Genomic DNA, 25,144 nt, shown 5'->3' with positions numbered 1-25,144 from the left:
TGGTTATGTGGAAGCGGGGGTGCTTTTATGATCACTTAAAAAGATACACAATCCCGGCCGCTGATAGTAATACGATCCCGGCTCGGCTATAAAGAACCCATTGGCCGCTTTCTTTTTTGATGTCCGATCATCCTTCGAATCCGCATAAAAGTTCCCCCTTTGCTGGTATCCCGTCGTCCATGCGCCAGATAAGAGCCCCGTTACCAGGATGCAAGCAATACCTGCATATAAGAGCAGATCCATGATTGAGTTCCTCCCGCCATACTCTTTATCGTTTAGAACGCCTGTTAAGCGGGATTGGTTATGCATTTTTGAGGAAGTTGTTTCGGTGATTAATAATGGATGCAGCCTTGCCGTCAGATTTCTTGAGGAAGGGCGATGTGAAGGAAGAAGAATAAGGATTAGGAAGCTATAAGAAGGGGGATAAGGGTTAGAGCGTTTAAGAAACGGTTTTGCATGGGATTTTTCTTCTAATTATTGACCCATCGGAGGGATAGAAAGGAGTCACTTTTGGAGAGCTGTACAGGACAAAGAAATAGTTCATGGTCATAGCTACATACGAATAAGTACCCCGTCGGGATGGTTCAGTTGTGAGTTTTTTATTTTTTCATGCGCTTTAAGAGGATCATAACAATCCATACGAGCAGTATCGTATAAATGGAAAAACCAGAGTGATAAGTTTCATTTTGAGAAACCTCCAGAATTATCTTTGGATTCGGATTCAATTACTATAAGGTAATTATAACAGCTACGAAGGTATATACGGCATTCGGTATGATATTAGACGCATAGGAATGAGGGCAGATGAGTCCAAAGAAAATGGATCAAAAAGGAGAGCAGAGCCGTCTTTTGTTACCCTCTTGTCCCTAAATCCCTATCAACTGTGAAATGGGGGATATGAGCACGTGCCAACAAATCTTTGTGATCATTAATGTATAAACTTAACTCCGAATACTTCTTCAGTTTCCTGCTGCAAGTGTGGTGTGAGAATGACGGTCTAGCCTCTTTATACTTGATCCCCCCCCCCGCTGAAAGGATTGGTTAAAGATTGTCGTCCATTCGTGCTGTTCCCGAACAAAGAGTTTTGGATGATATTCATGTTGTGATTTACAATACTTACCGCCTCTCATAGAACATGCCAAAAGGTATAATCGATGGAGAGGTGTTCCTATGTTTATTAGCCCGATGTTATTAGAGACAGCAAGTGGCCCATTTAGCCACAATGATTATATATTTGAGCCCAAAATCGACGGGCACCGGCTCCTGTTCTCCCAGGAGGACGGCCGAATCCAGTTGTATACCCGGCATGAGACATGCTGCACGCGGCAGTATCCCGAGCTTCTGAAGCCGTTTGAACATGATATCCTTCTGGATGGTGAGGTTGCTTGTACCGATCCGCAGACGGGGCTGGTTGACTTCGAAAACGTCATGACCCGGTTCCAGGCCAAGAAGGAGCAGCGTATCCGGCAGCTAATGGACATATCGCCAGTGACCTATGTTGCGTTCGACATCCTGAGATACAAGGGGCAGGACCTTCGAGAGTTGCCCCTGCTGAGGCGTAAAGAGATTCTGGCAGGCATCAGCATGCCGAACAGACACTTCGGTATCATACCCTTTGTGGAGGGAGCAGGAGAGGCACTGTTTGGGCAAATGAGGGCCCAGGAGCTCGAGGGGATGGTCGGGAAGCTTCAGGGCAGCCGGTACGAGAGTCGCCGATCACCAGCCTGGCAGAAGGTCATCAATTGGACCTATGCCGAAGTGTTTATCACCGGCTACCGGAAAGAAGAATTCGGTTGGTTAACGACTGTGATGACGGAAAACGGGCGTCTGCGGCCGACTGGTATTGTCGAGCTGGGCGTGCCGCCGAAGGCCAAACGAGCCTTTTACGGAGTGAGCCAGCAGCTTGTAACGGGTGAGGATAAAAATTTCGTTCACCTGAAACCACGGATCCGGGCGAAGGTGAAAACCCGGAACTGGACCAAGGCAGGCATGCTGCGGTCGCCGGCGTTTGTTGAATTTGTCATTTGAATAGCAGAAGGAAAATCCCCTCTTCTTATCAAACCTATGGCTGTAAGGAAAAATAGAAGGGATTACTTGACCTGAAATAACTTATAACGGAGATACAACTGAAGGAGATTGAAAGGATAAAAAGCTGCCCTTAGGCGGCTTTTTCTTTTACATAAGAACGCAGGAAGAAGGTGTATGATATGATTCCGTTGCCGAAGAGCGTTGGGTTTATAATTTATTTGGGAAATGCAGGGATCGACTTCTCGATGTCGAAATACCAAATACCAATGAGTGAGAATCAAATCGGCTCCATGTTGTGGAAGTACTGACCATTAGAAGGGTGGTATCCTATGATTGAACTGGTGTATCATGTTGCCGTAACTGCTGATCTGTTCATTGCGGACAAAAATGGCGTTGCGGATGATTCCGTATTTCTGTATGCGGATGACGGCGGTGATTTCTTCGAAAGTGTCCGGCAGTATCATGCTGTATTGATGGGTAGAAAAACATATGAATATGGATTTCAATATGGATTGAAGCCGGGTGAACCTTCCGGAATTGCGCAGGCGGCTCATCCTGGACTGAAGCATTATATTTTCTCGAATCAAATGGAATTTGAATCCAATGAGCAAGTGGAGCTTGTCAAAGAGGATGTGGTGTCGTTTTGTACGAGGCTAAAACAGGAAACTACGGATCAGCAGAAAAAAATATGGTTATGCGGAGGAGGAAATCTGGCCGGAAAGCTCCTCGACCACCAATTGATTGACACGTTGATTTTGAAGGTCAATCCCATCATTCTTGGTGAAGGCATTCCGTTGTTTGGAGCCAGCAAGAAGAAAATCAATTTGAAATTAACTGACATCAAGTCTTATGAAAGCGGAGTGATCGTGCCTACTTATCAGATTATATATTGAGAGTCTGTATGCACCAGAAAGAGCTGCGCTATACTTACGAGTGCTGAATTTGTAAATACAAAGGAAGTACAACTTTAGCTTTATCTAGTGCCCTTCTACTCCTTGACGGGAAATCGTGTGTCATATAAAAAAAGCACCTAATCGGGTGCTTTTTTTATGGGATTTGATTAACGGGATGAGTGATGTGTCAACTTACCGCGCAAACATATCAGGAAAAGAACCTGCCATTCACCCGGATCGACAAATTTGTTTGAGATATGGGGTAAAGCCCAATGAACAACAGATTTACTTTACCCTCAATAAAACCCTTTCGGCACCAATTCGACATTTCTGGACTGGTGAGTGAATGAGATAAAACAAAAGAACCCTTGCTACGCAAGGGTTCTCGGTGATGATCTGTAGTGGGCTCGAACCACTGACCCCCACCCTGTCAAGATGGTGCTCTCCCAGCTGAGCTAACAGATCAGAAATAAAATAAAAAATTGAGGTAATTCATATACTACCAGCAGACAAGCTGGCTGTCAACGGTTTTTTCGTTATAAAATAGGACGTTTCGGTTCAGACTAGGAAAAGTGCCATTTTTCCATAAACAGGAGCGTGAATTCCATGAAACAAGCAGCTTACTTCAGCATGAATCGAATCGCGGTTGCTGCTGTAACCCTAACCACCATCGCAGTCGTCAGCGGATGCAGCGTTCCGGAACGGACGTCGGTTCAGCTTGAGCCCTTGAACTCGCCTTCGGCTCCCGTTCTGCTGGATGTATACAGCCGTTCGGTTCAAAACGAAGTATATTCAAGGGATGGGGAGTTTCGTCCCGAACCGATGTCAACGCTTGAATCCGATCCAACGCTGCCCGAGCTGACCCATTGATTCCGTTTGGCATCAATCGTTCATCAGAGGAGCGGTAGTCCCGCTACTCGATCGGTTCCTTGTCATAACGTGCAAGCGCGGATGTTCGGTAACCGCCGGCCACAAGGCTGGCGGCCGCAATTTAACCAAGTTATCTATTCCTCATCCCATTTGCGGGAGTAACCCTTCTTTATTGCCCAGAATACTGGAAAAATGATGAGGACGGCAATGATAGCGGCTACAAAAATCGTGCCTCCGATTCCCATGCTCGGCCTAGCTCCTTTCTAAGAAGACGTTAGCTTCTACTATACAGGAAATCAAATCTTTTGTATAATATTTCGATCTGATAAAGATAGAGGGTTCCGATAGACGAATCTACATAAAGAGGTGTGAATCAAGTGGCAGCAGAGATTATTAATGTGACGACCGAGGAGCAGCTGGAGCAAGCACTGGACATCCGTAAAGATGTATTCGTGCTGGAGCAGAAGGTGCCGATTGACCTGGAGATTGACGATTATGACCGGTTGGATGCGGAGGCCTGGCATGTATTGATCAAATCGGAAGGGCAGTATGCCGCAACCGGCCGTTTGACCTACTATAATAAGGATTCGGCGAAAATGCAGCGGATCGCCGTCCGCAAGCCGTTCCGCTCCAAAGGCATCGGCCGGGTGCTGATGATGGCATTAGAAGCGCAGGCTCGGGAGCTGAAGCTGCCTTATGCAGTGCTGGATGCCCAAGTACAGGCAGAGCCGTTTTACCGTAAGCTCGGATACGAGACGATATCGGATGAACCGTTCGACGATGCGGGGATTCCCCATGTTCGGATGAAAAAAGAGCTGTAATCCTGCTCATCCCCGGCATGAAGAAGAGGCCCAGCGTTGGATCGCAGGGCCTCTTTATCGATCTTTTAGAATGTCGGCAGATTGTCCAAATTGTTGCTTGGATCGCCATCGGCATTCGAACGGAGATGCTCGTCACCGTCACGTCCGCGAAATACATTCACATTCTTGATTTGTTTATTTTTCGCCATTTGCTGGGCTGTTTTGTAATCGACGACCGTTCCGTCCTCGAGCTTCAGCTCGACGATATCGCCATCGCCGTTTTTCCGTACGCCTACGACTTCTTGCGAATTGTTTTCCATGATATATCGCCTCCCGGGTATAGAGTTCCCGGGTCCGATCCTATCTATGCACCCCAAAACCATGCAGTATTCTGAATCTTCCGTCGGTCTGCTGCGGATATTCAAGCCTCGGACAGCTTGGAATCTCTTTTCCCGTTTCGACCTATAACTCGTAGATACGCTGCTGCTCCAGAAATTCCATCAATCCGGTCTTGCCGATATAATCTTTGGCATTGTCCCCATAGTGCATTAGATAAGTGCGTTCTTGAATATTCTCCGGCAGACTAAGCAGCTCCTCCAGCGTGGTGTGGACCTCGCCCGGCCCCTGCAGCTGACACTCATGCAGAATTACCTCGCACCCCCGGTCCTGTACCAGTGTACGAAGCAGCGCAGGATCGAATACCATATCGGCGCTGTAAAAAATCCGTTCATTCAAATAAAGCGAATAGCTGCTCTTCCCCGGGATATGCCGGGTTTGAATCAGCTCCACGGACAATCCGGACGAAATATCCGTCTTTACCCCCGGCTTCAGCGGACGGACGTCAAAGATATCGTCCAGCGAGGTGATTTGACCTTCTTGATACATGCCGCCCCGCAAGGTGTTCTCCCACAGCGGCTGGACAAGCGCTTCGCCGATGTAGAGCGGAAGCTTGCGCTTGTATTGCAGCTTTGTGATAAAAGCAAGCTCCTCCAAACCGCCGACATGGTCCCCATGAATGTGGGTGATCAGCACCGCATCGATGTCATTGAACGTAGCCCCGAGCTGGTGCAACGCCATAGGGGCTGTAATCCCGCAATCGACCATCAGCGTATACCCGTTGTCATCAATCAGCGCGTTATTGTTGTAGTACTGCTTGGCAAACGCACCGCCGGTGCCAAGCATTTGCAATTTCAAAGTCAATGTGCGTAACCTCCTGATGTATGATGTGAAAATCCTGGCAAGCTACTTTATATTGTACCGAAACCAGGGCGGAAGTACACGGTCTTTAAATACCTTCTTAGGCGGTAGTTTCATCAACAAAATCAGACAAATTTTTTTTCGCAAACTGCTGGACAGAGCGCAACTTGTTATTTGGGTTGTAGTATACACATATAACAACATGATGAGCTATTGGGGGGAACGGATAAGATGAAGTGGAAGAAAGTGATGGCGTGCGTTCTGGTCCTTTCGTTAATGGGTGGCAGTACGCTTTTATTTGCGGATTCCGTCCAAGAGCGTGTTCGGGTATGGCTCAACGGACGCGAATTAAAGGACGGCGGTTATGTGATCGACGGCAAAACCTACGTGCCGGTGCGGGAGTTTGACGGTGCCGTGGACTGGAATTCGAAGACAGGCAATGTCGAAGTGATTAAACCTAATGTGCATATTTTCCTGTTCAAAGGGGACACTGTATTCGGGAACGTCAACAGGGGCAAGCTGAAATTCAACGTATTCAGCCAGGTCGACAGCCTGAATAACGATATCCATGCGGTGAAGGTTGCGATCGAAGACCCATCCGGTCATGTCAAGGATATTCAATCCCAGGTCGTTCAAGACCGGAAGGACAATTTTTGGTTCCGCACCTATGATTTTACGTATGACTTTAAAACGTCAGGCAAATACTCGGTCGGCTTTTATGTCCAGGTTAAACCCGATTCCGGCTTCGTCAAGGTTGCCGAAAAGGTGATCACGGCGCTGAACTAAACGCAGGTTGTGGCCGCCTCAGGAAAAATTGACCTGAAGAAGCCTTACGTGATACGATACGAAAGTATGATAATTTAACCCGAAGTGAGGTTTTTTCAATGAGCGAACACAAACACGAACACGGAGATGCTTGCGGCTGCGGTCATGATCATGACCACGACCATGATCATGAGGAGTTTGTGCTTACATTGACGGATGAGCAGGGCAAAGAAGTGGAAATGGTTCTCGTAGAAACCTTTGATGTGGGCGAGAAGCTTTATGCACTGCTGCTTGAGCGCGACAATCCGGAAGCGGACGGCGTCATCCTGCGTATGGAAGAAGAGAACGAGGAAATGGTTCTTTACAATATCGAGGACGAAGCGGAATGGAACGAAGTAGAGGCCGCTTATAACGAGCTGGTCGCTGCAGCGAATCAGGAATAACATCCGCATAGGAGCAAGAAAGCAGGCTGCCTCTGGGAGATCTCCCGGAAGCGGCCTGTTTTTGCGTTCGATAAAGGAACCGGATTTCATCCTGGTATGCGCCGCTCTATGCGTTCACTCCATCAGGTTAGTGATAAGTATTTGTGCCACACCTCCAGATTACAGTATCGTTAACGGCCGCCCTTTCTTGCGAAGACGACCTCCGTCACGATCGGCAAATGATCCGATGCCTCTGTGTGGATGACACGCTGGTTTGCGTGCGAAACGCCGGGAGAGGTTAAAATATAGTCAATCGTCACCGACGGGTTGCGAACCGGAAAAGTATAGGCGTCCTCGATGCCTTGGAAGCTGTCGACGAATAAGCCGCTGTTCAGCAATAGCCCAACTTCCTCGCTTGCAGGCTCGGCGTTCAGATCACCAAGCAGCAGGGCCGGACCATCGGAGGCGGAGGTCGAAGCGAGATCGACGATTTCCTGCGCCTGCGCCAATCGGCTCGTTACATCAAGGCCAAGGTGCGTGTTATATACATTGACATGGACTCCCCGTACATTGATCACGGCATGCAATACACCGCGTTGCTCCTTGCCGAAGCTGCTAAGCCACACGTTTTCGGACTTCAGGATCGGATATTTGCTAAGAATCGCGGTTCCGTACTGACGGTTCTCAGTCTGTCCTTCGGCTGGAGCCAAATCCAGGTTTGCCCCGTAAGCATAATGATAGCCAAGCAATTCAGCCAATTCTTTGGCTTGATCCTGGAAGCCGCTTCGCTCCCCATAGAACCGGTCCACTTCCTGCAGACCGACGATGTCCGCTCCGGCATCCCGGATGACTCCTGCAATCCGTTCGAGACTTAATTGATTATCCAGGCCGACGCCATGGTGGATGTTGTACGACATAACGGTTGCCGGCACCTTGCCTCCATATCCGTTGTCCGCGGCCTGAGCGCCGAATGGAAGCATGGACATAAGCAGCAGGGCAGTGAAGAGCGAAACTACTTGTTTTTTCATCAACAAATCTCCCTTCTATGAATAGATGCTGGAAGAACAAATAACCATGATATGGATGGATGAAGCGGTTCCAAACTTATTATACATCGCTACTGTAAATGCCGGATGAAATTGGATAGAGGGAGGGGGAAATTGAGGAGAAGGACATAGCCTTCCGTTAAGCAAAGCCCTCGGGTGATTCAAACGGCCAGTGTCATTAGCCCGTGTTATTTGCAAAAAGGAGAGACTATGGTCCCTGATCGACCATCGCAAAACCAAAAACCCGGAGCAAACCTGCTCCGGGTTAGACTTGCGTAAAATAAGTTTCATTAGAAGATCGGATCGGCTTCTACAATAACCTTAACATTCTGAATGCTGCGGTCCTCAGGGCCTTTCACCGGGAGTCCGACCTCGACGTGATCGATAATGTAGTCGATGTTTTCCTGGGAAATAACTTCACCCGGCAGCAGGATCGGGATTCCCGGCGGATAGACATAAATAAATTCGGCGATGATCCGTCCGGCCGATTCTTTAAATGGAATGATCTCGGTATCCCCGTAGAAGGCATCGCGCGGGATAAGCGACAGCTGCGGAATCTCCGGTGTCTTCACAACAAGCTCATTGATTTCATTCACATGAATATATTCGTTGGACAGCTCGCGCAGAGCGGTCAGCAGCGTATCGATCGTATCCCGGTTATCCCCCGGGGTAATGAGGCACAGGATGTTGTACATATCGCTGAGCTCTACTTCGATATTATAATGATCGCGGAGCCAGTTCTCGGTCTCGTACCCGGTAATGCCCAGATGGCGGACATGGATCGTCAGCTTGGTCGGGTCATAGGAGTAAGTCGCCTCGCTGCCCAGAATTTCATCCCCGAAGCAATATAGCCCTTCAATCTCGTTGATCTGACGACGGGCATACTGTGCGAGCTCGATCGTTCTCGCAGCCATTTCCTTCCCGTGCAGCGCCAAATTGCGGCGTGACGTATCCAGCGATGCAAGCAGGATATAGGAGGTCGAGGTCGTCGTCAGCATGCTGATGATGGTCTGCACCCGATACGGATTAATATAGCCGTTCTTCGTGTTTACGTTCAGCACCGAGCTTTGCGTCATGGAGCCGCCGAGCTTATGGACGCTGGTCGCAGCCATGTCGGCGCCCGCTTCCATAGCGGACATCGGCAGCTCCTCATGGAAATGGATCAGCACGCCATGCGCTTCGTCAACTAGAACGGGCACGTTATAGCTGTGGGCAAGATCGACAATTTCCTTCAGATTGGCGCTGACGCCGAAATAGGTCGGGTTGATGACTAAGACGGCTTTGGCGTCCGGATGGCGCTTCAGTGCTTTGCGCACCGAGCTGATCGTAATCCCGTGGTCGATCCCGACGTTGGGGTCCTGAGCCGGGGATACGAATACGGGCTTGGCCCCGGTGAAAATAATGGCGGACAAAACGGATTTATGCACGTTGCGGGGAACGATAATTTTATCCCCCGGGGCACACACGGACATGATCATGGTCATGATCGCCCCGCTTGTCCCTTGTACGCTGAAAAACGTATGGTCCGCGCCAAAGGCGTCGGCGGCCAGCTTCTGGGCCTCTTCGATCACGCCGGTAGGCTGATGCAGATCGTCCAGCGGCGCAATGTTGATCAGATCTATGGAAAGGGCGTTATCCCCTATAAACTCTCGAAACTCGGCATCGGTGCCTAAGCCCTTCTTATGCCCCGGAATGTGAAATTGAACAGGGTTTTTGGCCGCGTGTTCCTTGAGTGCGGTGAAGAGCGGTGTACGGCTATGGTCCATTGACGCTGTCACAACCTTTCCTTATGTGTATGGTTAATATTTGTCGGTTACTGCTTTTATATAAGCAAAATTGAGTATAGCAAAATGGGGGGGGAATGCAAGAAATTTTCAAGCACGAAAAAAAGAGCTGCTCAAGCAGCCCTTTCAAATGATGATCCTGCGATCAAAACGACATTTTGTAAAGCGGCAGAAGCGTCTCGAAGGTCTCCTGGACCTTCTCCAGCAGCTTGTCCCCGCTCAGCTTGACCGCTTCCTCGCGCGGGATGCGAAGTCCGCACATCACTTCAGCCTTCTTGACCTCCTTCAGCTTATGAATAAGCTTCTCGAAGTCGCCTTGGCTCATCGCTTGATGGGGCGTTCCCTCGGGGTTCATATGGTCCATAGACCAATAGAAATGACCCGGCAGCGCTTTGATCGTCTTCTTCAGCTTCGCTTCAAGGTTGGCTGCGAACACGGCTTTGTTCGGGCTTTCGTAAATGATCGCAAAAATAACAAACAGATGTGTGCCGAAAAGACCCACTTCAAAATGAGGGAGCGCTTTGTAGCCGCGCTTATTGGCAGCCCAGGCGACCCATGTATCGATCGGAGGGTTAACCTTGCGTCTGGCATGCTTCGCAACATGAACGAACATGTCCTCGCCTGCGAGAGCGGAAACAAGGGGGGCCAGCTCCGCTCCGATCAACTCCAGCTTTGGCCGAACGTGCTCGATGAGCGCTTCCATTCGAGCTTCGAGCCCAGGGACGGAGAATACGTCGAAATCTTGATCGTTAAATCCTGTGAACGCTGTTGTCATCTATGTGAAATCCTCCTGTTAAGTATCTTCATATGACCTATACTAGCTCTTTCCAATACCTTATTATACCATAGCTCACGCGTACTTCCCGCATGATGGGCATAAGCTTCACTGTAATTTCATCTGGGGAAAAATAGTCAATAAACCAAGTTACCGTTACATAAGATGGAGTATAAGATATAGATAAGACAACGTCAAAAAGCTGTGCAAGAGGGGGAATCTTCACCGTCGTTTTGTGATCGGTAGTAAACCGGAGGAGGGAGTGCCGTGAATAAGAGCGAGGAAGTGGAGTATTGCAACCTGGAGCTCCGGTTTGATCGCCGGCATATCCAGGACCTGATCAAGGAACTGATCCAAGAAGGATACTCACTGTATTGGAGCGAGAATGAGTCGCAGTTTATCATATCAATCCGGACAGGACGCAAGCTGGTAAAGCTTCGGTTTCAGCGCACAGGCAGCGGGTTTAAACTGGTCGGCGATTACATGATCCGGGATCCGAGGCTGGCGGAATGGATGGAGAAGCTGATCGAGAATACCCGAGGGCACGCTGTCGTCAAACGCTTCAAGGACCGGCAAATTTTAATCGAAAATATACTGTTCGGCGAAGTTATCCGCCTTGTGGAGATTACGGGCTATCGCCAGCGCGTCCTGTTCCAGAAGGGGACGCCGATGACAGAGCAGGAAATGATGCGATTATTCGAATCGGACGAAGGGGAACGAAGACTGCTGCTGTGCAGGCTGGAGACCGATGATGAGCTGGAGAAGCTGTATGAAGCGATGCAAGCGGGCGACAAGGAGAAGATCATGAGCTGCAAGCAGAGATTGAAGGAGCTTGCCTTAGAGCTGATGAGGCTTGAGTGGTAAGTCCCATTTTCATAGTTCCATGCCAAAAGCACGAACAACACTCCGAGTCAAAAGGGGTGTTTTCGCGCGCGTTCGCAGGTGATCCCCTTGAAGCCGGCGATCGACGTTTTTGTTACAGGGGTTCACTTCTCCACAGAAAAACGTTAAAATGAGAATAATGTAATCATCCCGATAGGGATTGGGTTGCTTATAAAATATACTGGAGTAAAGGATGGAGAACCAGATGTCAAAACAACAAATCGGTGTCATCGGCCTTGCTGTCATGGGTAAAAACCTGGCCTTGAACATCGAAAGCAAAGGTTTTACCGTTTCTGTATATAACCGCTCTCCGCAAAAAACGGAGGACATGCTGAAGGAAACCGTCGGCAAGCAGGTTAAAGGCACCTATTCGATCGAGGAATTCGTGGATTCCCTTGAGAAGCCCCGCAAAATTCTGATTATGGTTCAAGCCGGACAAGCTACGGATGCTACCATCGAGCAGCTGATCCCGCACTTGGACAAAGGCGATATCATTATCGACGGCGGTAACGCCTACTTCCCGGACACGCAGCGCCGCAGCAAGGAATTGGCCGAGAAAGGCTTTAACTTCATCGGTGCTGGGGTATCCGGCGGCGAAGAAGGCGCCCTGAAAGGTCCATCGATCATGCCTGGCGGACAAGAAAGTGCATACAAGCTGGTTGAGCCGATCCTGACGGCCATTTCCGCTAAAGTGAACGATGAACCTTGCTGTACATATATCGGTCCTGACGGTGCCGGACATTATGTGAAGATGGTTCACAACGGCATTGAGTATGGAGATATGCAGCTGATCTGTGAAGCATACCAATTGCTGAAAGACGTACTTGGCCTGAATGCGAAGGATCTTCATGAAATCTTCACGGAATGGAATAAAGGCGAGCTCGACAGCTATCTGATCGAGATTACCGCCGACATTTTCTCCAAATACGACGAAGAAACCGGCAAGCCGATGGTGGATGTCATCCTGGATACAGCCGGACAAAAAGGCACGGGCAAATGGACAAGCCAAAGCTCCCTGGATCTTGGCGTGCCGCTCTCTATGATCACGGAATCCGTATTCTCCCGCTTCCTTTCCGCGATGAAGGACGAGCGCGTTGCGGCAAGCAAAATTTTGAATGGTCCGAAAACCGCTCCATTCGACGGCGACAAAGCGGAATTTATCGAAAATGTCCGCAAAGCGCTGTTCGCAAGCAAAATCGTATCTTACGCGCAAGGCTTCGCTCAGCTCCGCGTTGCATCCGATGAGTACGGCTGGAATCTGCAGTACGGCAATCTTGCTAAAATCTGGCGCGGCGGCTGCATTATCCGCTCCCGCTTCCTGCAGAACATCACGGACGCTTATGAGAACAATCCGGAGCTGAAGAACCTTCTGCTCGATCCGTTCTTCAAAGAAATTATCGAATCGTACCAAGATGCATGGCGTAAAGTCGTGGCATCCGCGGTATCGCTCGGTATTCCTGTTCCTGGCTTCTCCAGTGCGCTGGCTTACTACGACAGCTACCGTACGGCGAACCTTCCGGCGAACCTGCTTCAGGCTCAGCGCGATTACTTCGGGGCGCATACGTTCAAGCGTGTAGACAAGGAAGGAACGTTCCACTACAACTGGATGGAGTAATTGTCCATGGCAAGATGAGCTTGTCGTCTCACCAGGAGGAGGTCAATTCCCCTCCTCCGCCGGAGGGAGAAGCTGAGGTTTGCGGACCGGAGAGGGGGCTAACGCCTCCTGCAGCTCCGAAAGTCCGTGCATGGCCTCCAGCAGGCAAGTGCGAATGTCGCCGCTTTGGGCGTGGACATGGCTTCCGCTTCCAAACAGAAGCAGTGCGGCTTCGCAATAGCTGTAGAAGTTTTGCAGCAATCGTGGCTTTGAAAGATCCAGTAGGGCTGGATCCTTCGAAGCCACTTTTTTTTGTACAAAATGCAGCACCCAAACCACATCCTCTCTGCATAGAGGATAGGAGGGATCGAGGATCCGGCGGATACGCAAGGGCGCCGAGGCGATCGAGGAACGGTGATCGGACATATGGACGCGGTTCCTCCTTTCTTTCATTCTTGTATTCTTCCATTTCAGTATATGATCCGGATGTCCAAACTAGACTTTCTGTTAGATCTATCAGTTTACCTTACTAAAGCGGCGTATTGTTCAGTAAGCAAGAAGCCAGTAAGCCAGATCCATTGTCGAAAGTTTTCGGGCTATGGTATGATATGAACAACTTTACAGTGAAGCAGCAAATGGGGTGTAGCATTGAATACAAGGAGCGGGAACATCATCCTGATCGGGATGATGGGAACGGGGAAGTCAACCGTAGGGCGTCTCGTCGCCGATCATCTGAACTATTCGCTGGTCGATCTTGATGCCGAGATTGAGAGAATGGCCGGTAAAAGCATTCCGGATATATTCGCAGCGGACGGAGAGGGCTGCTTCCGGGATATCGAGACGGCGGCGCTTCGCGAGGTGCTGCATCGGACGAGCCAGATCATCGCTACCGGAGGGGGAGCGGTGCTCCGTCCCGAGAATTGCGAGGCGATGAAGCGGGGAGGCTGGGTCGTCGCATTGACGGCGGATGCCGATACGATTGTGGAACGGGTCCGGGGCGATGCCAACCGGCCGCTGCTTGCGGGCAATGTAGAGGAGCGAGTGCAGAGCATCCTAATGGAAAGAGCCGATAAATATCGTTTTGCCGATCTGATGGTGGATACCGCAGGGCTGACGGCGGATGAAGTCGCGGCTGAGATTTTAATGCATTACCGCGGCTAAGATGATCAGTGCTGGTCGGATGATAAAGAGCCTGTTCCAGGGAAAATGTGAAGTGTTCTAGCGGGAGAGACAACAAGGCGGGGGAAACTGTAGCTTCCCCCGCCTTCCTGCAGACAATGAGCGGCTACTCCTCTTCATGCCACTGAAGCATGCCGCCTTTCAGGTTGATCACATTATGAATTCCTTGATGGCTCAGAAATTCGCACACATGCTGGCTGCGTCCGCCGCTGCGGCATATAATGACGACCTCTTCATTTCGAGGGATCTCATCGAGCCTGGCGGGGATTTCGCCCATCGGGATATGCTTGGCGCCGTTGATCATGCCGGCTGCCACTTCCTCGTCTTCCCGGACATCGATCATGTACACTTGCTCGCCGTTGTGAAGACGGCGTCTAAGCTCAGAAGTTTCCATCTGGGGAATCGGTTTCATCAGTTGACCTCTTTTCTGCAAAATGATAACGTCCCGAACAATCGGGCCGCCGGAAAATTTAAAAGTGATATGAACAATGATAACCAAGCGGCGATTTCTCTGTCAATCGACTGCCTTAGGATCATTTGGAAAACAGCGTACAAGCGCTATACTATATACAAGGAGAGATACATATTATGGATATCATTGTAAGGCCTACTCCCAAACTACAAGGCGAGATCGGGGCGTTGTCGTCCAAAAACTACACGACGCGCTACCTGCTTGCAGCCGCGCTGGCCGAAGGAACGAGCACGGTTTATTATCCGGCTCACAGCGAGGACAGCGATGCGATGAGACGCTGCATCCAAGATCTTGGAGCCGTCCTCGAGGAGGACGATGAGAAGGCGGTCATTACCGGCTTCGGCAAATCGCCGCGAAACGTGAAGGAATTGAATGTAGGGAATGCCGGAGCGGTGCTGCGTTTCTTAATGGGCGTAGCGGCTTTGTCCGAAGAGGTTACATTTGTAAACACATATCCGGAATCGCTAGGGAAGCGTCCGCATGATGACTTGATCGATGCGCTCGGGCAATTGGGCGTACAGGTGGAGCATAATGACGGGAAGCTGCCGATCACGATACGCGGAGGCAGCCCGAAGGGCGGACGCATTACCGTCTCCGGCGAGGTCAGCTCGCAGTATTTGAGCGCACTGCTGTTCCTGACGCCGCTGCTTGCCGAGGACAGCGAGATTACGGTGACCGGGGATCTGAAGTCGAAGGTGGTTGTCGGTCAGACGCTGGAAGTGCTGGAGCAGGCCGGGATTATGATCCATGCGGACGAGGACTACATGTTCTTCCGGGTTCCGGGCGGCCAGTCCTACAAAGCGCAGGTCTACACGGTTCAAGGCGACTATCCGGGTTCCGCCGCAGTCCTTGCCGCAGCAGCAGTAACGGAATCGGATGTAACGATCCGCAACCTCGCGGAGGACAGCAAGCAAGGGGAGCGCGCGATTATCGACGTGCTCCGCATGATGCAGGTTCCTCTTACGCACGAGAACGGCAATGTGCGCGTCCAAGGGAACGGGCGGCTCAAAGCACTGGAATTTGACGGGGACACGGCGACGGACGCGGTGCTGGCGATGGTGGCGGCCGCCGTGTTTGCTGAAGGCACCTCCCGTTTTTACAATGTTGAGAATCTTCGGTACAAGGAATGTGACCGAATTACGGATTATTTGACGGAGCTGCGAAAGGCAGGCGCTAATGTGGAAGAACGTCAAGCTGAGATTATCGTTCACGGCCGTCCGGAAGGCGTCGAGGGCGGTGTCGAAATTAATGCCCACTATGATCACCGCGTAATTATGGCTTTGACGGTGGTGGGGCTTCGCTCCAAGCAGCCGCTGCGAATTCGGGACGCGCATCATGTCGCCAAATCCTACCCGCAGTATTTCGATCATCTGAAGGCGCTTGGGGCCGATGTGGAATGGGTAAAATAAGGGTAGCAAAGAGCCATTCGAAAAACTCCGAAAGGTGGTAACCATCCCATGGCATTTGAAAATCCGAGCCGCGAGCAAATTGCGGATATCTTGAAAAATGCAGGCAACATCGCCGTAGTCGGCCTGTCCGACCGCCCGGACCGCACTTCCCATATGGTAGCTGCGGCTATGCAAAGCCGGGGGTACCGGATCATTCCGGTAAATCCCGGAGCAGACGAAATTCTTGGGGAGAAATGCTATCCTTCCTTGAAGGACATACCGGAGCCTGTAACGATCGTGAATGTATTCCGGCGGAGCGAATATTGCGCCGACGTGGCACGGGAAGCTGCAGAGATCGGCGCCAAAGTGCTCTGGCTGCAGCAGGGCATCATCAGCGAGGAGGCGGCAGCGATCGCCGAGGAGAACGGCATGATCGCGGTCATGGACCGCTGCATTAAGGTAGAGGATTCGATCGCCCTGCGCGGCAAATAATTTTTTTATTTCGAGTGGATGGAAGAAGGGCAAGTCTTGCGAGAGAGTAACCGGCAGTCAAGGATGCGGCACAATCGCGAATCCTGATTGTTTTTGGTTCGATCAAGCAGGACTTGCTTTTTCGTGTGGGGGTGCGGTTTTCTTTTTGACAAAAAGAGGTGGAACGCTTACCATCAAGGATAGAAAGGAGGGCTCGCCTTGAATTGGTTGGGATCGTTGCAGCAGCTGGGCAGAGCCGTTATGCTCCCTACAATGGCGCTTCCGGCCGCAGCTCTCCTGCTTAGCGTGGGCAGTCTGCCGTGGGCGGCCTGGGGCTTCGGAACTTTGGGCGAGATTGCCCAAGCGGCGGGACACGGCGTGTTTTATTATATGCCGTATTTATTTGCCATCGGGGTTGCCTGGGGGCTCTCGAACCAGGGAGGGCCTGCAGGTCTTGCGGCTCTGGCCGGCATGTTTATATATGATCAGGTGATTTCCCGTCTGGGGGATGGAGGCGTTCAGCCCTCCACCTTGATCGGGATCATTTTTGGTGTGCTATCCGGATATGTCTATAACCGCTTCAAGCATATTAAATTGCCTGAGGCGATCCAATTCTTCGGAGGATCCCGCTTCGTGCTGTTGTTCATGGGGCTGTTCTCCGCCGTGTTCGCATGGTTCATGCTGGGGATGGCTCCGATCGTGCAGCGCGGTCTGGACTCCTTCTACGAGCTGACGGTGCATATGGGCGCTTTCGGTTTGTTCCTGTACGGCATCCTGTACCGGGTGCTTACGGCATTCGGCCTGCACCATTTGCTGAATAATGTATATTGGTTCCAGCTTGGAACGTACGAGACCAGTGACGGCACGATTGTTCAGGGGGATCTGCCGCGGTTCTTCGCCGGCGATCCGACGGCAGGCGATTTCATGGCCGGACTGTTTCCGATCATGATGTTTGCGCTGCCGGCTATCGCATTTGCAATCATCCAGGAGGCGCGCGAGGATTTAAAGCCGAAGGTAAAGAAAACGTTTATGCGTTCGGCCCTCGTCTGTTTTTTGACCGGGGTATCGGAGCAGATCGAGTTCGCGTTTTTATTCGCCTCTCCTTATCTGTATGTGCTGCACGCACTGATGGCGGGCTTCGCCATGGTGCTTACGTACATGTTTGATATCCATCACGGCTTTTCATATTCGGCAGGCTTCATCGACTATGTGCTCAACTACCACCTGTCACAGAATGCCTGGATGATCATACCGATCGGCATCGTATACGGGCTGGTCTATTATTTTCTGTTCCGCTGGGCGATTCGGACCTTCGAAATTCCGACGCCGGGGCGCGAGGAAGGCTCGGCTCTGGAAGGACGGGCCGGAGATATTCCGTATCAGGCGCCGCTCATTCTGGAAGCGCTGGGGGGCAAGGACAATATTGTACAGGTTCAGTCCTGCATGACCCGGTTAAGATTGACCGTGTATAATGACCGCCAGATCGATTCCGACGCGCTCAAGCTGCTTGGCTCGGCAGGCATTATCAAGCTTGGCGGGGGCAATGTGCAAGTGGTGTTCGGGACCTACTCCGAGCTGATCCGCGAGGAAATTAACAAGCTGATGCAGCAGGATCTGCCGCGGGTGCTGTTCAGCGCTCCGGTACAAGGACGCATGCTGCCGATTGACGAAGTGCCGGACGATATTTTCGCCGCCAAGCTGGTTGGCAACGGGGTGGCATTTATACCCGAGAAGGGGGAGCTCGTCTCTCCGGTATACGGTACGGTGATGCATGTGTATCCGACGATGCATGCCATCGGGATTTCCACCCCGGATGGTCTTGAGGTGTTGATCCATATCGGCATCGATACCTCCCAGCTGAAGGGGCCGTTTACGGCTGTCGTCAGCGAAGGGGATACGGTCGAGCCCGGCCAGCTGCTGGTCAAATTCGACCTGGCGTATCTGAAGGCCCACGCCGCATCGCTGGCTACGCCGATGGTGATCACGAATCCGGATAAGGTCAGATCCTGGAGCTATGCTCCGTTCAAATCGGTCAAGAAAGGACAGTCATCCGTCATGTCCGTCGTATTAAATGAGAGTAACGCTGGGGGTAGAGAAACATGATACAAGGCATTGGCGCAGCAACAGGCGTAGCGATCGGAAAGGCTTTCGTATTGCCGCATTGGGAGCTGGATCTTCCGGATTCCGAATTGGACGCCGTCGATTTGGCCAAAGAGTTCGAGCGTCTATATGAAGGCATACGAACCTCCAAGAACGAAATCGAATACATCAAGAATGAATTCAAAGAAATGGTGGGGCACGAGGAGTCGCAAATTTTTGACGCGCATCTGGCCATCCTGGACGATCCGGTGTTCATGAACGAAATCCAAGGGATCATCGAACGTCAGTACAAGGCGGCCGAAGTGGCGGTTAAAGAGGCGATTGACCATTTTGTCTCCATGTTCGATTTGCTTGACGACGAATACATGAAGGAACGGGCGCTGGACATCAAGGATGTAGGCAACCGGCTGTTGAAGCATCTGCTCGGTGCGCCGGAGGTTAAGCTGCCTTCCGACACGCAGCCTTATATCCTGGTTGCCAAGGAGCTCTCGCCGTCCCAGCTGGTTCATCTCAATCCGTCCCATGTTCTCGGGATTGTCACCTTGAACGGGGGCAAAACCTCCCATTCTGCAATTATGGCCCGTGCCCTCGGCATCCCGATGGTATCCGGCATCGAGAACAAGCTGGAGAAGCCGATCCAGACCGGTGAGCTGCTTATTGTGGATGGGGATGCAGGGCATCTTTACCTTGAACCGGATCCGCTGACTTTGGAGCGTTATGAAGGCATTCGCGACGAGCAGCGGAAGCGTAAAGAGCAGCTCCAGCTGCTGGCCACGGTGGATGCCGTCACCAAAGACGGGACATTCTTTAACCTGGCTGCCAACATGAGCTCGGTGAAGGAGCTTGATATCGCTCTGCAGAACGGGGCTAAAGGAGTGGGCTTGTTCCGGACGGAATTTCTGTATATGGACCGCCACAGCTTCCCGACGGAGGAGGAGCAGTTCGAGGTCTACCGTCATGTTGTGGAGAAGGCCGGGCAGTCCTCCGTCGTCATTCGCACCTTTGATATCGGCGGTGACAAGCAGCTTGATTATTTCTCGCTGCCGGAGGAGGATAATCCGTTCCTGGGCTACCGCGCCATCCGGATCTGCCTGGATCGCACGGAGCTGTTTCAAACCCAGCTGGCTGCGATTCTTCGGGCCAGCGCCTTCGGCAATGTCAAAATCATGTATCCGATGATTTCGTCGGTCGAAGAGATCCGGCAGGCCAACGGGATTCTCCATCAAGCGATGGCGGATCTTGACCGCCGTGGCATCGCTTATGATCCGAATATCAAAGTAGGCATCATGATCGAAGTGCCGGCAGCGGTGGCCATTGCGGATCTGTTGGCGGAGGAAGCGGACTTCTTCAGCATCGGCACGAATGATTTGGTTCAATATGTGTTGGCCGTGGACCGGATGAACGAGCAGATCGCCCATATGTACCATCCCTTTCATCCGGCTGTCTTGCGCATGCTCCGGACGACGGTTGAAGCGGCGCATCAGGCGGGGATTCCGGTCAGCGTATGCGGGGAGCTTGCCGGAGATGAGCGGGCGATCCCAATCTGGCTTGAGCTGGGCGTTAAAGACCTCAGCATGTCGCCGCAATCGCTGCTGCGCGTGAAGCACCGTATTCTGAATACCAATGCGGCGGAGGCGAAGAAGGAGGCGGCTGCCTGCTTCAAGCTGCGGACCAATACGGCTGTGGAGGAACGGCTGAATGCATTTGCCGAGCGATGCAGCTTTGCAAGCGGAGGCAGCGGCACCGACAGTTCGGCTTCATAGGAGCTTCCCTGCACGTTGTCCGGCTCTATCGTGCGACTCTTTTTTCGAAGGACAAGCTATAACGGACATACGGAAACCTTAGGACATAGGGAGCGTAGTCCGGGATATAGAAGCAGCAAATGGAGTCATTAGAGCATATCCGATCAAAACGAGTATATCGTGGCTATAATAATCAAAAGCCGCCTGTTTCATGCGATTTTCAAGAAGGAATCGCATTCGAAACAGGCGGCTTTAGTGTTTAGAGATGGACGAAGCTTACCCGCGTTCGGCGAGCGCATCGCAAAAGGCCTTGCCGTATGGCGGCAAATCCGGCGGGCGGCGGGCGGATATGATGTGGCCGTCAGTCACGACCGCTTCATCCTTCCAGATCGCGCCGGCGTTCTCCATATCATCCCGGATCCCCGGCGTGGACGTGACGGTGACGCCGTTTAATATTTTGGCAGAAATGAGGACCCAGCCCGCATGGCAGATCTGGCCGATCGGTTTCTTGGCCGCATGCATTTCCTGAACCAGCTGGAGCACTTTGCCATAACGGCGCAGCTTGTCCGGCGCCCATCCGCCCGGTACGAGGATTCCGTCGTAATAGCTGCTGTCCAGCTCATCGAAACCGTATTCGGCTGTGGCAGGCACGCCATATTTGCCGATATACGTTTTTCCTTTTTCGGCACCGGCAAGATGGACCTCGGCCCCTTCCTCACGAACCCGGTATACCGGGTACCATAATTCCAGATCCTCGAATTCTTCATCCACAAGCGCAATGACTTTTTTTCCTGATAGTCTTGTCATCGTTATAAGCTCCTTTCCCGTGTGCACCTCTTGACTTCAGCACAGGCTGCGATCTCTTCATCATTGTAACAAAGATCGGCTGAGGTTTCATGGAAACCGTCACGTCCGCACACCAATTAAGAAATCGGATACATATTTGGTAAATAAAGCATTATCACATTTTTGAAGGAATCTCTGGTATGATAGTCGAATAGAACTAATTTAGGTGACAGATTTGTGACAATAGAGTTTGAAAAAGATTATGTTGTTAGATTTGGGGTGGGCGATTTGTTCAAAACCTGTAACTGCGGACAATCGATGAGGTTGGAACTGCGAAAGCTGATTCATGAAAAAAGGATCCGAATATGCCATGTACCAGTATACTCCTGCCAGGCCTGCAAGAAGTATGAGCTGCTTCCACTGATTAAACCGCATCTGCTTCGATATATTGCATCACTGGGCCATGGCGCCGAGAGACTAAGGGTTTCGTTCGCGGACGTTAATGAAGCGGCTTACGTTCTGCGGGAGGTGTTCCGTACATACGTGGATGAATCAACGGTGGATGAAGAGGACCAAGAGCTGCAAGCACGCTGCAGGGAGGCTTTTGACGAAAGGATCAATATGCTGCTGGACCTGTTTTGCTGTGCGCAAGGAATGAAGGATGAGGAGTGGATGAAGCAAATCGAGGGACGTTTGGAGCAACTTAGCGCTTTGAAAACGCTGATTCCTGAAAATTCAGGCTATTTCGCCAGATAATTTTCAGAAAATTTTCGTGGTTGTTGGATTTTTCACGCACTTTTTGTTAGGATAGAGGGTAGGAACTTCAATACAATGATAGGGAATGTATATCCTACGGCGTCGTTGTCGAAAATGACTACTATTAAACAATTACGCGCCGCGCTTGATTCTACGGATAGAAGACCCGTGCTATTGTTCAAGCATAGTACCGGATGCCCAATTGTGTGCGTGAATCTACGGGAAGCGAAGGCAGTCTTGCTTTAGCGTCCCAGCGGGCAAGCTGGCTATGATTTGACTTAGGCCACCCGCGATCCGTCCGGTATCGTACCAGGCAGCAGAGGATCTTGGCATCCGACATGAATCGCCTCAAGTTCAAGTTATACTTGTGTAGAAGGAGCGCCAGTCTGGCATACATCCATTCCCATATTACGACTGAAGCGCTGACCACCCGATTGAAACGGCATGAATTGCCGTGTCATTGCATGAAGCAGTAATTTGTCGTATCATAAATTCAATTGGTATTGAACGAATGAAAATCTATTGGCAATGGAGAGAAGGAATTTGACGGTAACCATTTACGATGTTGCGCGCGAAGCAGGCGTTTCCATGGCGACGGTATCCCGGGTTGTTAACAATAACCCGAACGTAAAGCCTCAGACCCGGAAGAAAGTTTACGAAGCGATTGAACGTTTGGGATATCGTCCGAATGCGGTAGCCAGAGGTCTGGCGAGCAAGAAGACGACAACCGTAGGCGTTGTAATCCCTGATATTTCGAACTCGATCTTTGCGGAAATTGCCCGCGGTATCGAGGATATTGCGAATATGTACCACTATAATATCATCTTGTGTAATGCCGATAAGCGGAAGGAGAAGGAGATCCGCGTCATTAACACCTTGCTCGAGAAGCAAGTGGACGGGCTCCTGTTCATGGGCGGAACCGTGACGGACGAGCATATCCAGGCGTTCCAGACCTCCGCTGTTCCGATTGTCCTGTGTGCCACCAGCGATGAGAAGGGCTCCTATCCGTCGGTAGATATCGACCATGAGCAGGCTGCATTTGATGCGGTGAACACCTTGATCCGGCACGGACATCGTGAGATCGCGATGATCAGCGGCACCCTTCAGGATCCAGCGAACGGCTATGCCCGCTTCCAGGGATACAAGAAGGCGCTGGAAGCTGCCGGTATCGAATATCAAGAGGATTTGGTCCGTATTGGCAACTATCGCTATGAATCCGGCGTTGAAGCGATGAAATATTTCCTCGGGCTGAAGAAGAAGCCGACGGCTATTTTTGCGGCTACCGATGAGATGGCGATCGGCGCCATCCACAGCATCCAGGATGAAGGCTACAAGGTTCCGGATGATTTCTCGATCATCAGCGTGGACAATATCCGTATGGCCTCCATGGTTCGTCCTCAGCTGACAACCGTGGCTCAACCGATGTATGATCTTGGTGCGGTGGCGATGCGGCTGCTGACCAAACTGATGAAAAAGGAAAATGTGGAGAATCCACGCGTGATTTTGCCGCACGAGACGATTCTGCGTCTGTCGGTAAGCCATGTAAACGAGTAGGCTTGAAATGGATGCATCGGATCGAGGCATCCATAAATTTGAAAAAAAGCTCCTGAAATCAAGGGGCTTTTTTCTGCTGAAAGCATTTTCGAATATCATTTGCGGAGGGGTACAGGAATGTCAACACAGGTAATCGGTCTGATCGGGGCCATGGACGAAGAAATCGAATTGCTGCTGCAGCAGCTGGAGAATAAGGATACAACGGTGAAAGCAGGCGTTTCCTATGCCGCCGGGACCATTCACGGCAAGCAGGTGGTCGTATGCAAGAGCGGCGTCGGCAAGGTGAACGCTGCGGTTACAACCCAAATCTTAATCGATGCCTTTGGCGTGTCGAAGATTGTGTTTACCGGTGTTGCCGGTGCCCTCCACCCGGAGCTTAACATAGGCGATATCGTCATTTCGTCCTCATGCATGCAGCATGATATGGATGTGACGCCGCTCGGTTTTGCGAAAGGGGTCATCCCTTACCAGGAGGTGTCCGATTTCCCGGCGGATCAAGCGCTGATAACGCTTGCCGAGGAAGCGTGCAAGGAGCTGGCGGACGGGCATTATATCGTCGGCAAAGTCCTGTCCGGCGACCAGTTTATCGCAAGCCGGGATACCGTGCAGATGCTGTACAGCGAGCTGAACGGGGCGTGTGCGGAAATGGAGGGCTCTGCCGTAGCTCAAGTATGCCACATGAATGCGGTGCCGTATGTTGTCATTAGATCGATGTCGGACAAAGCGGACGGCTCGGCCCACGTCAATTTCCCGGAGTTTACGGTGAAAGCTTCCAAGCGCTCCCACGAGATTGTAAATCATATGCTGACGAGGCTTTAAGAGGCCTCAAGAGGCGTCAGATCCCTTAGGCTTAGGCTAGGATGAACGCAGCGGACCTGCCCGCAGAATCAATATCCCCGAGGGTAAGCCCCCGGGGATATATTGGTTTCTTAGTACATAAAGCGCTGCCTGAAGCGAATGCGGTCGAACTGCTCCTGCGATGACAGCGGGACTTGTCGGCCGATCCTTACCATAAGACAGTTGGCAGGATGGGAGCATATTTCCGGATCGTCGGTCGCGTACCATTCCATATCCACTACCTTCATCAGCCGTTCCATCATTTTGCGGTAGTCCCATACGTTCAAGCCGCTCCCCTTAAGATCCCAATGCCAGTAATATTCGGTCGTAAATACGATATACCGCTCCATCTGGTCTTCCTCGAATGCGGTTTTGATCATCTGCTGGCCGAGGCCCATCGAGCGATAGTCACTAGCGACTTCGATCGCCCCCAGCTCAATTAAATCTTCCATCTTCCCTTCAGACCACCGTTCTTGCTCATCGGGGTAATGGAAGGTTACATATCCTACAATCCTATCGCGGTCCCGCGTGATAATAATTCTGCCCTCGGGGAGGCCTGCAATTTCCACCAATGCCTCATGCTGCTCCGCAGGACGGCGAAACGCCTTTAGATCAGGGTGCATCGTAAGCTTGGATAACTGCTCGGGAGGTACAGGTCCTTCGATGATCAGGCGGCGGTCTTCAGGAAACAAAACATGAGACTGGTAAAGCTTGCAGTGTTCCATCCGTTACGCTCCTTTCATTTCCATACCCTACTTATAGCAAAAAAATAAAAAAATGAAAAGCAATGACAGGAAAACATA

General features: G+C 51.2%; 27 protein-coding genes and 1 tRNA gene. 17 read left to right on the top strand and 11 right to left on the bottom strand.

Going from position 1 to position 25,144, the window contains the following annotated elements; translation table 11 throughout:
* Nucleotides 1-3: 3 nt before the first annotated feature.
* A complete protein-coding gene (locus MKX76_RS13395; RefSeq protein WP_232239379.1) occupies nt 4-243 on the bottom strand; it encodes a DUF5316 family protein in 240 nt (79 codons plus the stop codon).
* A gap of 927 nt (nt 244-1,170) precedes the next feature.
* On the opposite strand from MKX76_RS13395, the gene MKX76_RS13390 reads away from it, so the two are divergent.
* Together MKX76_RS13390 and MKX76_RS13385 are read left to right on the top strand one after the other, a co-directional pair.
* Entirely contained in the window at nt 1,171-2,028 is an 858-nt protein-coding gene (locus MKX76_RS13390; protein ID WP_144866493.1) for an ATP-dependent DNA ligase, read from the top strand.
* A 329-nt stretch (nt 2,029-2,357) separates the two neighbouring features.
* A complete protein-coding gene (locus MKX76_RS13385; RefSeq protein WP_007129541.1) occupies nt 2,358-2,921 on the top strand; it encodes a dihydrofolate reductase family protein in 564 nt (187 codons plus the stop codon).
* Nucleotides 2,922-3,313: 392 nt separating this feature from the next.
* On the opposite strand, the gene MKX76_RS13380 is transcribed toward MKX76_RS13385, so the two are convergent.
* Nucleotides 3,314-3,386 (bottom strand) — tRNA-Val (locus tag MKX76_RS13380).
* Between the two features lie 141 nt (nt 3,387-3,527).
* On the opposite strand from MKX76_RS13380, the gene MKX76_RS13375 reads away from it, so the two are divergent.
* Nucleotides 3,528-3,791 carry a hypothetical protein gene (locus MKX76_RS13375; RefSeq protein ID WP_341033938.1) on the top strand — a complete coding sequence of 88 codons (264 nt, stop codon included), beginning with the start codon at nt 3,528-3,530 and terminating at the stop codon, nt 3,789-3,791.
* Between the two features lie 377 nt (nt 3,792-4,168).
* Complete coding sequence (locus tag MKX76_RS13370; RefSeq protein ID WP_341033937.1) at nt 4,169-4,612, top strand: GNAT family N-acetyltransferase; 444 nt, start codon at nt 4,169-4,171, stop codon at nt 4,610-4,612.
* A 65-nt stretch (nt 4,613-4,677) separates the two neighbouring features.
* Here MKX76_RS13370 and MKX76_RS13365 read toward each other — a convergent pair whose 3' ends face one another.
* On the bottom strand, nt 4,678-4,911 hold the full coding sequence (locus tag MKX76_RS13365) for a DUF3892 domain-containing protein (protein WP_007129599.1): 234 nt from the start codon (nt 4,909-4,911) through the stop codon (nt 4,678-4,680).
* Nucleotides 4,912-5,053: 142 nt separating this feature from the next.
* Nucleotides 5,054-5,791, bottom strand: coding sequence for an MBL fold metallo-hydrolase (locus MKX76_RS13360; RefSeq protein WP_341033936.1), 738 nt, complete (start codon nt 5,789-5,791; stop codon nt 5,054-5,056).
* A 228-nt stretch (nt 5,792-6,019) separates the two neighbouring features.
* Between MKX76_RS13360 and MKX76_RS13355 the strand changes: the two genes are divergently transcribed.
* Both MKX76_RS13355 and MKX76_RS13350 read left to right on the top strand, forming a co-directional pair.
* On the top strand, nt 6,020-6,574 hold the full coding sequence (locus MKX76_RS13355) for a hypothetical protein (RefSeq protein WP_007129601.1): 555 nt from the start codon (nt 6,020-6,022) through the stop codon (nt 6,572-6,574).
* A gap of 98 nt (nt 6,575-6,672) precedes the next feature.
* Nucleotides 6,673-6,996: a DUF1292 domain-containing protein gene (locus tag MKX76_RS13350; RefSeq protein ID WP_007129602.1), complete on the top strand. Its 324-nt coding sequence runs from the start codon at nt 6,673-6,675 to the stop codon at nt 6,994-6,996.
* Between the two features lie 170 nt (nt 6,997-7,166).
* On the opposite strand, the gene MKX76_RS13345 is transcribed toward MKX76_RS13350, so the two are convergent.
* The 3 genes from MKX76_RS13345 to MKX76_RS13335 form a co-directional block, all read right to left on the bottom strand.
* The gene (locus tag MKX76_RS13345) at nt 7,167-8,003 is read right to left on the bottom strand and encodes an endonuclease/exonuclease/phosphatase family protein (protein ID WP_028405205.1); all 837 of its coding nucleotides are present in this window, start codon (nt 8,001-8,003) and stop codon (nt 7,167-7,169) included.
* 308 nt (nt 8,004-8,311) lie between these two features.
* Nucleotides 8,312-9,787, bottom strand: coding sequence for an aminotransferase class I/II-fold pyridoxal phosphate-dependent enzyme (locus MKX76_RS13340; protein WP_040738464.1), 1,476 nt, complete (start codon nt 9,785-9,787; stop codon nt 8,312-8,314).
* A gap of 163 nt (nt 9,788-9,950) precedes the next feature.
* Nucleotides 9,951-10,580 carry a YktB family protein gene (locus MKX76_RS13335; RefSeq protein ID WP_341033935.1) on the bottom strand — a complete coding sequence of 210 codons (630 nt, stop codon included), beginning with the start codon at nt 10,578-10,580 and terminating at the stop codon, nt 9,951-9,953.
* A 267-nt stretch (nt 10,581-10,847) separates the two neighbouring features.
* On the opposite strand from MKX76_RS13335, the gene MKX76_RS13330 reads away from it, so the two are divergent.
* Both MKX76_RS13330 and gndA read left to right on the top strand, forming a co-directional pair.
* On the top strand, nt 10,848-11,444 hold the full coding sequence (locus MKX76_RS13330; RefSeq protein WP_007129606.1) for a hypothetical protein: 597 nt from the start codon (nt 10,848-10,850) through the stop codon (nt 11,442-11,444).
* Between the two features lie 223 nt (nt 11,445-11,667).
* Nucleotides 11,668-13,077, top strand: coding sequence for an NADP-dependent phosphogluconate dehydrogenase (gene gndA, locus MKX76_RS13325; RefSeq protein WP_028405207.1), 1,410 nt, complete (start codon nt 11,668-11,670; stop codon nt 13,075-13,077).
* A 42-nt stretch (nt 13,078-13,119) separates the two neighbouring features.
* Here gndA and MKX76_RS13320 read toward each other — a convergent pair whose 3' ends face one another.
* Nucleotides 13,120-13,482 carry a hypothetical protein gene (locus MKX76_RS13320; protein ID WP_007129608.1) on the bottom strand — a complete coding sequence of 121 codons (363 nt, stop codon included), beginning with the start codon at nt 13,480-13,482 and terminating at the stop codon, nt 13,120-13,122.
* A gap of 222 nt (nt 13,483-13,704) precedes the next feature.
* Here MKX76_RS13320 and MKX76_RS13315 point away from each other — a divergent pair, with 222 nt between their 5' ends.
* A complete protein-coding gene (locus MKX76_RS13315) occupies nt 13,705-14,217 on the top strand; it encodes a shikimate kinase (RefSeq protein WP_028405209.1) in 513 nt (170 codons plus the stop codon).
* A 124-nt stretch (nt 14,218-14,341) separates the two neighbouring features.
* On the opposite strand, the gene MKX76_RS13310 is transcribed toward MKX76_RS13315, so the two are convergent.
* On the bottom strand, nt 14,342-14,647 hold the full coding sequence (locus MKX76_RS13310) for a rhodanese-like domain-containing protein (protein ID WP_007129610.1): 306 nt from the start codon (nt 14,645-14,647) through the stop codon (nt 14,342-14,344).
* A 176-nt stretch (nt 14,648-14,823) separates the two neighbouring features.
* On the opposite strand from MKX76_RS13310, the gene aroA reads away from it, so the two are divergent.
* The 4 genes from aroA (at nt 14,824) to ptsP (ending at nt 20,429) form a co-directional block, all read left to right on the top strand.
* The gene (gene aroA / locus MKX76_RS13305; RefSeq protein WP_341033934.1) at nt 14,824-16,116 is read left to right on the top strand and encodes a 3-phosphoshikimate 1-carboxyvinyltransferase; all 1,293 of its coding nucleotides are present in this window, start codon (nt 14,824-14,826) and stop codon (nt 16,114-16,116) included.
* Nucleotides 16,117-16,164: 48 nt separating this feature from the next.
* On the top strand, nt 16,165-16,587 hold the full coding sequence (locus MKX76_RS13300; RefSeq protein ID WP_007129612.1) for a CoA-binding protein: 423 nt from the start codon (nt 16,165-16,167) through the stop codon (nt 16,585-16,587).
* 198 nt (nt 16,588-16,785) lie between these two features.
* The gene (locus MKX76_RS13295) at nt 16,786-18,669 is read left to right on the top strand and encodes a glucose PTS transporter subunit IIA (protein WP_007129613.1); all 1,884 of its coding nucleotides are present in this window, start codon (nt 16,786-16,788) and stop codon (nt 18,667-18,669) included.
* Nucleotides 18,666-20,429 (top strand): phosphoenolpyruvate--protein phosphotransferase, encoded by a 1,764-nt coding sequence (gene ptsP / locus MKX76_RS13290; protein ID WP_007129614.1) that lies wholly within the window; start codon nt 18,666-18,668, stop codon nt 20,427-20,429. The genes MKX76_RS13295 and ptsP overlap by 4 nt, the downstream gene beginning before the upstream one ends.
* A 255-nt stretch (nt 20,430-20,684) precedes the next feature.
* Here ptsP and MKX76_RS13285 read toward each other — a convergent pair whose 3' ends face one another.
* On the bottom strand, nt 20,685-21,215 hold the full coding sequence (locus MKX76_RS13285) for a type 1 glutamine amidotransferase domain-containing protein (protein ID WP_341033932.1): 531 nt from the start codon (nt 21,213-21,215) through the stop codon (nt 20,685-20,687).
* Nucleotides 21,216-21,512: 297 nt separating this feature from the next.
* Between MKX76_RS13285 and MKX76_RS13280 the strand changes: the two genes are divergently transcribed.
* The 4 genes from MKX76_RS13280 to MKX76_RS13260 all read left to right on the top strand — a co-directional run bounded on the left by MKX76_RS13280 (nt 21,513) and on the right by MKX76_RS13260 (nt 24,323).
* Nucleotides 21,513-21,950 carry a hypothetical protein gene (locus MKX76_RS13280; protein ID WP_244152689.1) on the top strand — a complete coding sequence of 146 codons (438 nt, stop codon included), beginning with the start codon at nt 21,513-21,515 and terminating at the stop codon, nt 21,948-21,950.
* 292 nt (nt 21,951-22,242) lie between these two features.
* The gene (locus MKX76_RS13270; RefSeq protein WP_232239316.1) at nt 22,243-22,323 is read left to right on the top strand and encodes a monothiol bacilliredoxin BrxC family protein; all 81 of its coding nucleotides are present in this window, start codon (nt 22,243-22,245) and stop codon (nt 22,321-22,323) included.
* A gap of 170 nt (nt 22,324-22,493) precedes the next feature.
* Nucleotides 22,494-23,504 (top strand): catabolite control protein A, encoded by a 1,011-nt coding sequence (gene ccpA, locus MKX76_RS13265; RefSeq protein ID WP_007129617.1) that lies wholly within the window; start codon nt 22,494-22,496, stop codon nt 23,502-23,504.
* A 117-nt stretch (nt 23,505-23,621) separates the two neighbouring features.
* On the top strand, nt 23,622-24,323 hold the full coding sequence (locus MKX76_RS13260; protein ID WP_007129619.1) for a 5'-methylthioadenosine/adenosylhomocysteine nucleosidase: 702 nt from the start codon (nt 23,622-23,624) through the stop codon (nt 24,321-24,323).
* A 110-nt stretch (nt 24,324-24,433) separates the two neighbouring features.
* Here MKX76_RS13260 and MKX76_RS13255 read toward each other — a convergent pair whose 3' ends face one another.
* Complete coding sequence (locus MKX76_RS13255; RefSeq protein ID WP_007129620.1) at nt 24,434-25,066, bottom strand: GNAT family N-acetyltransferase; 633 nt, start codon at nt 25,064-25,066, stop codon at nt 24,434-24,436.
* Nucleotides 25,067-25,144 lie beyond the last annotated feature (78 nt).

This window comes from Paenibacillus sp. FSL R5-0810, from assembly GCF_038002285.1.
In the GTDB taxonomy this organism is placed as follows: domain Bacteria; phylum Bacillota; class Bacilli; order Paenibacillales; family Paenibacillaceae; genus Paenibacillus_AQ; species Paenibacillus_AQ lactis.
This window is presented reverse-complemented; position numbering and strand designations above follow the sequence as displayed.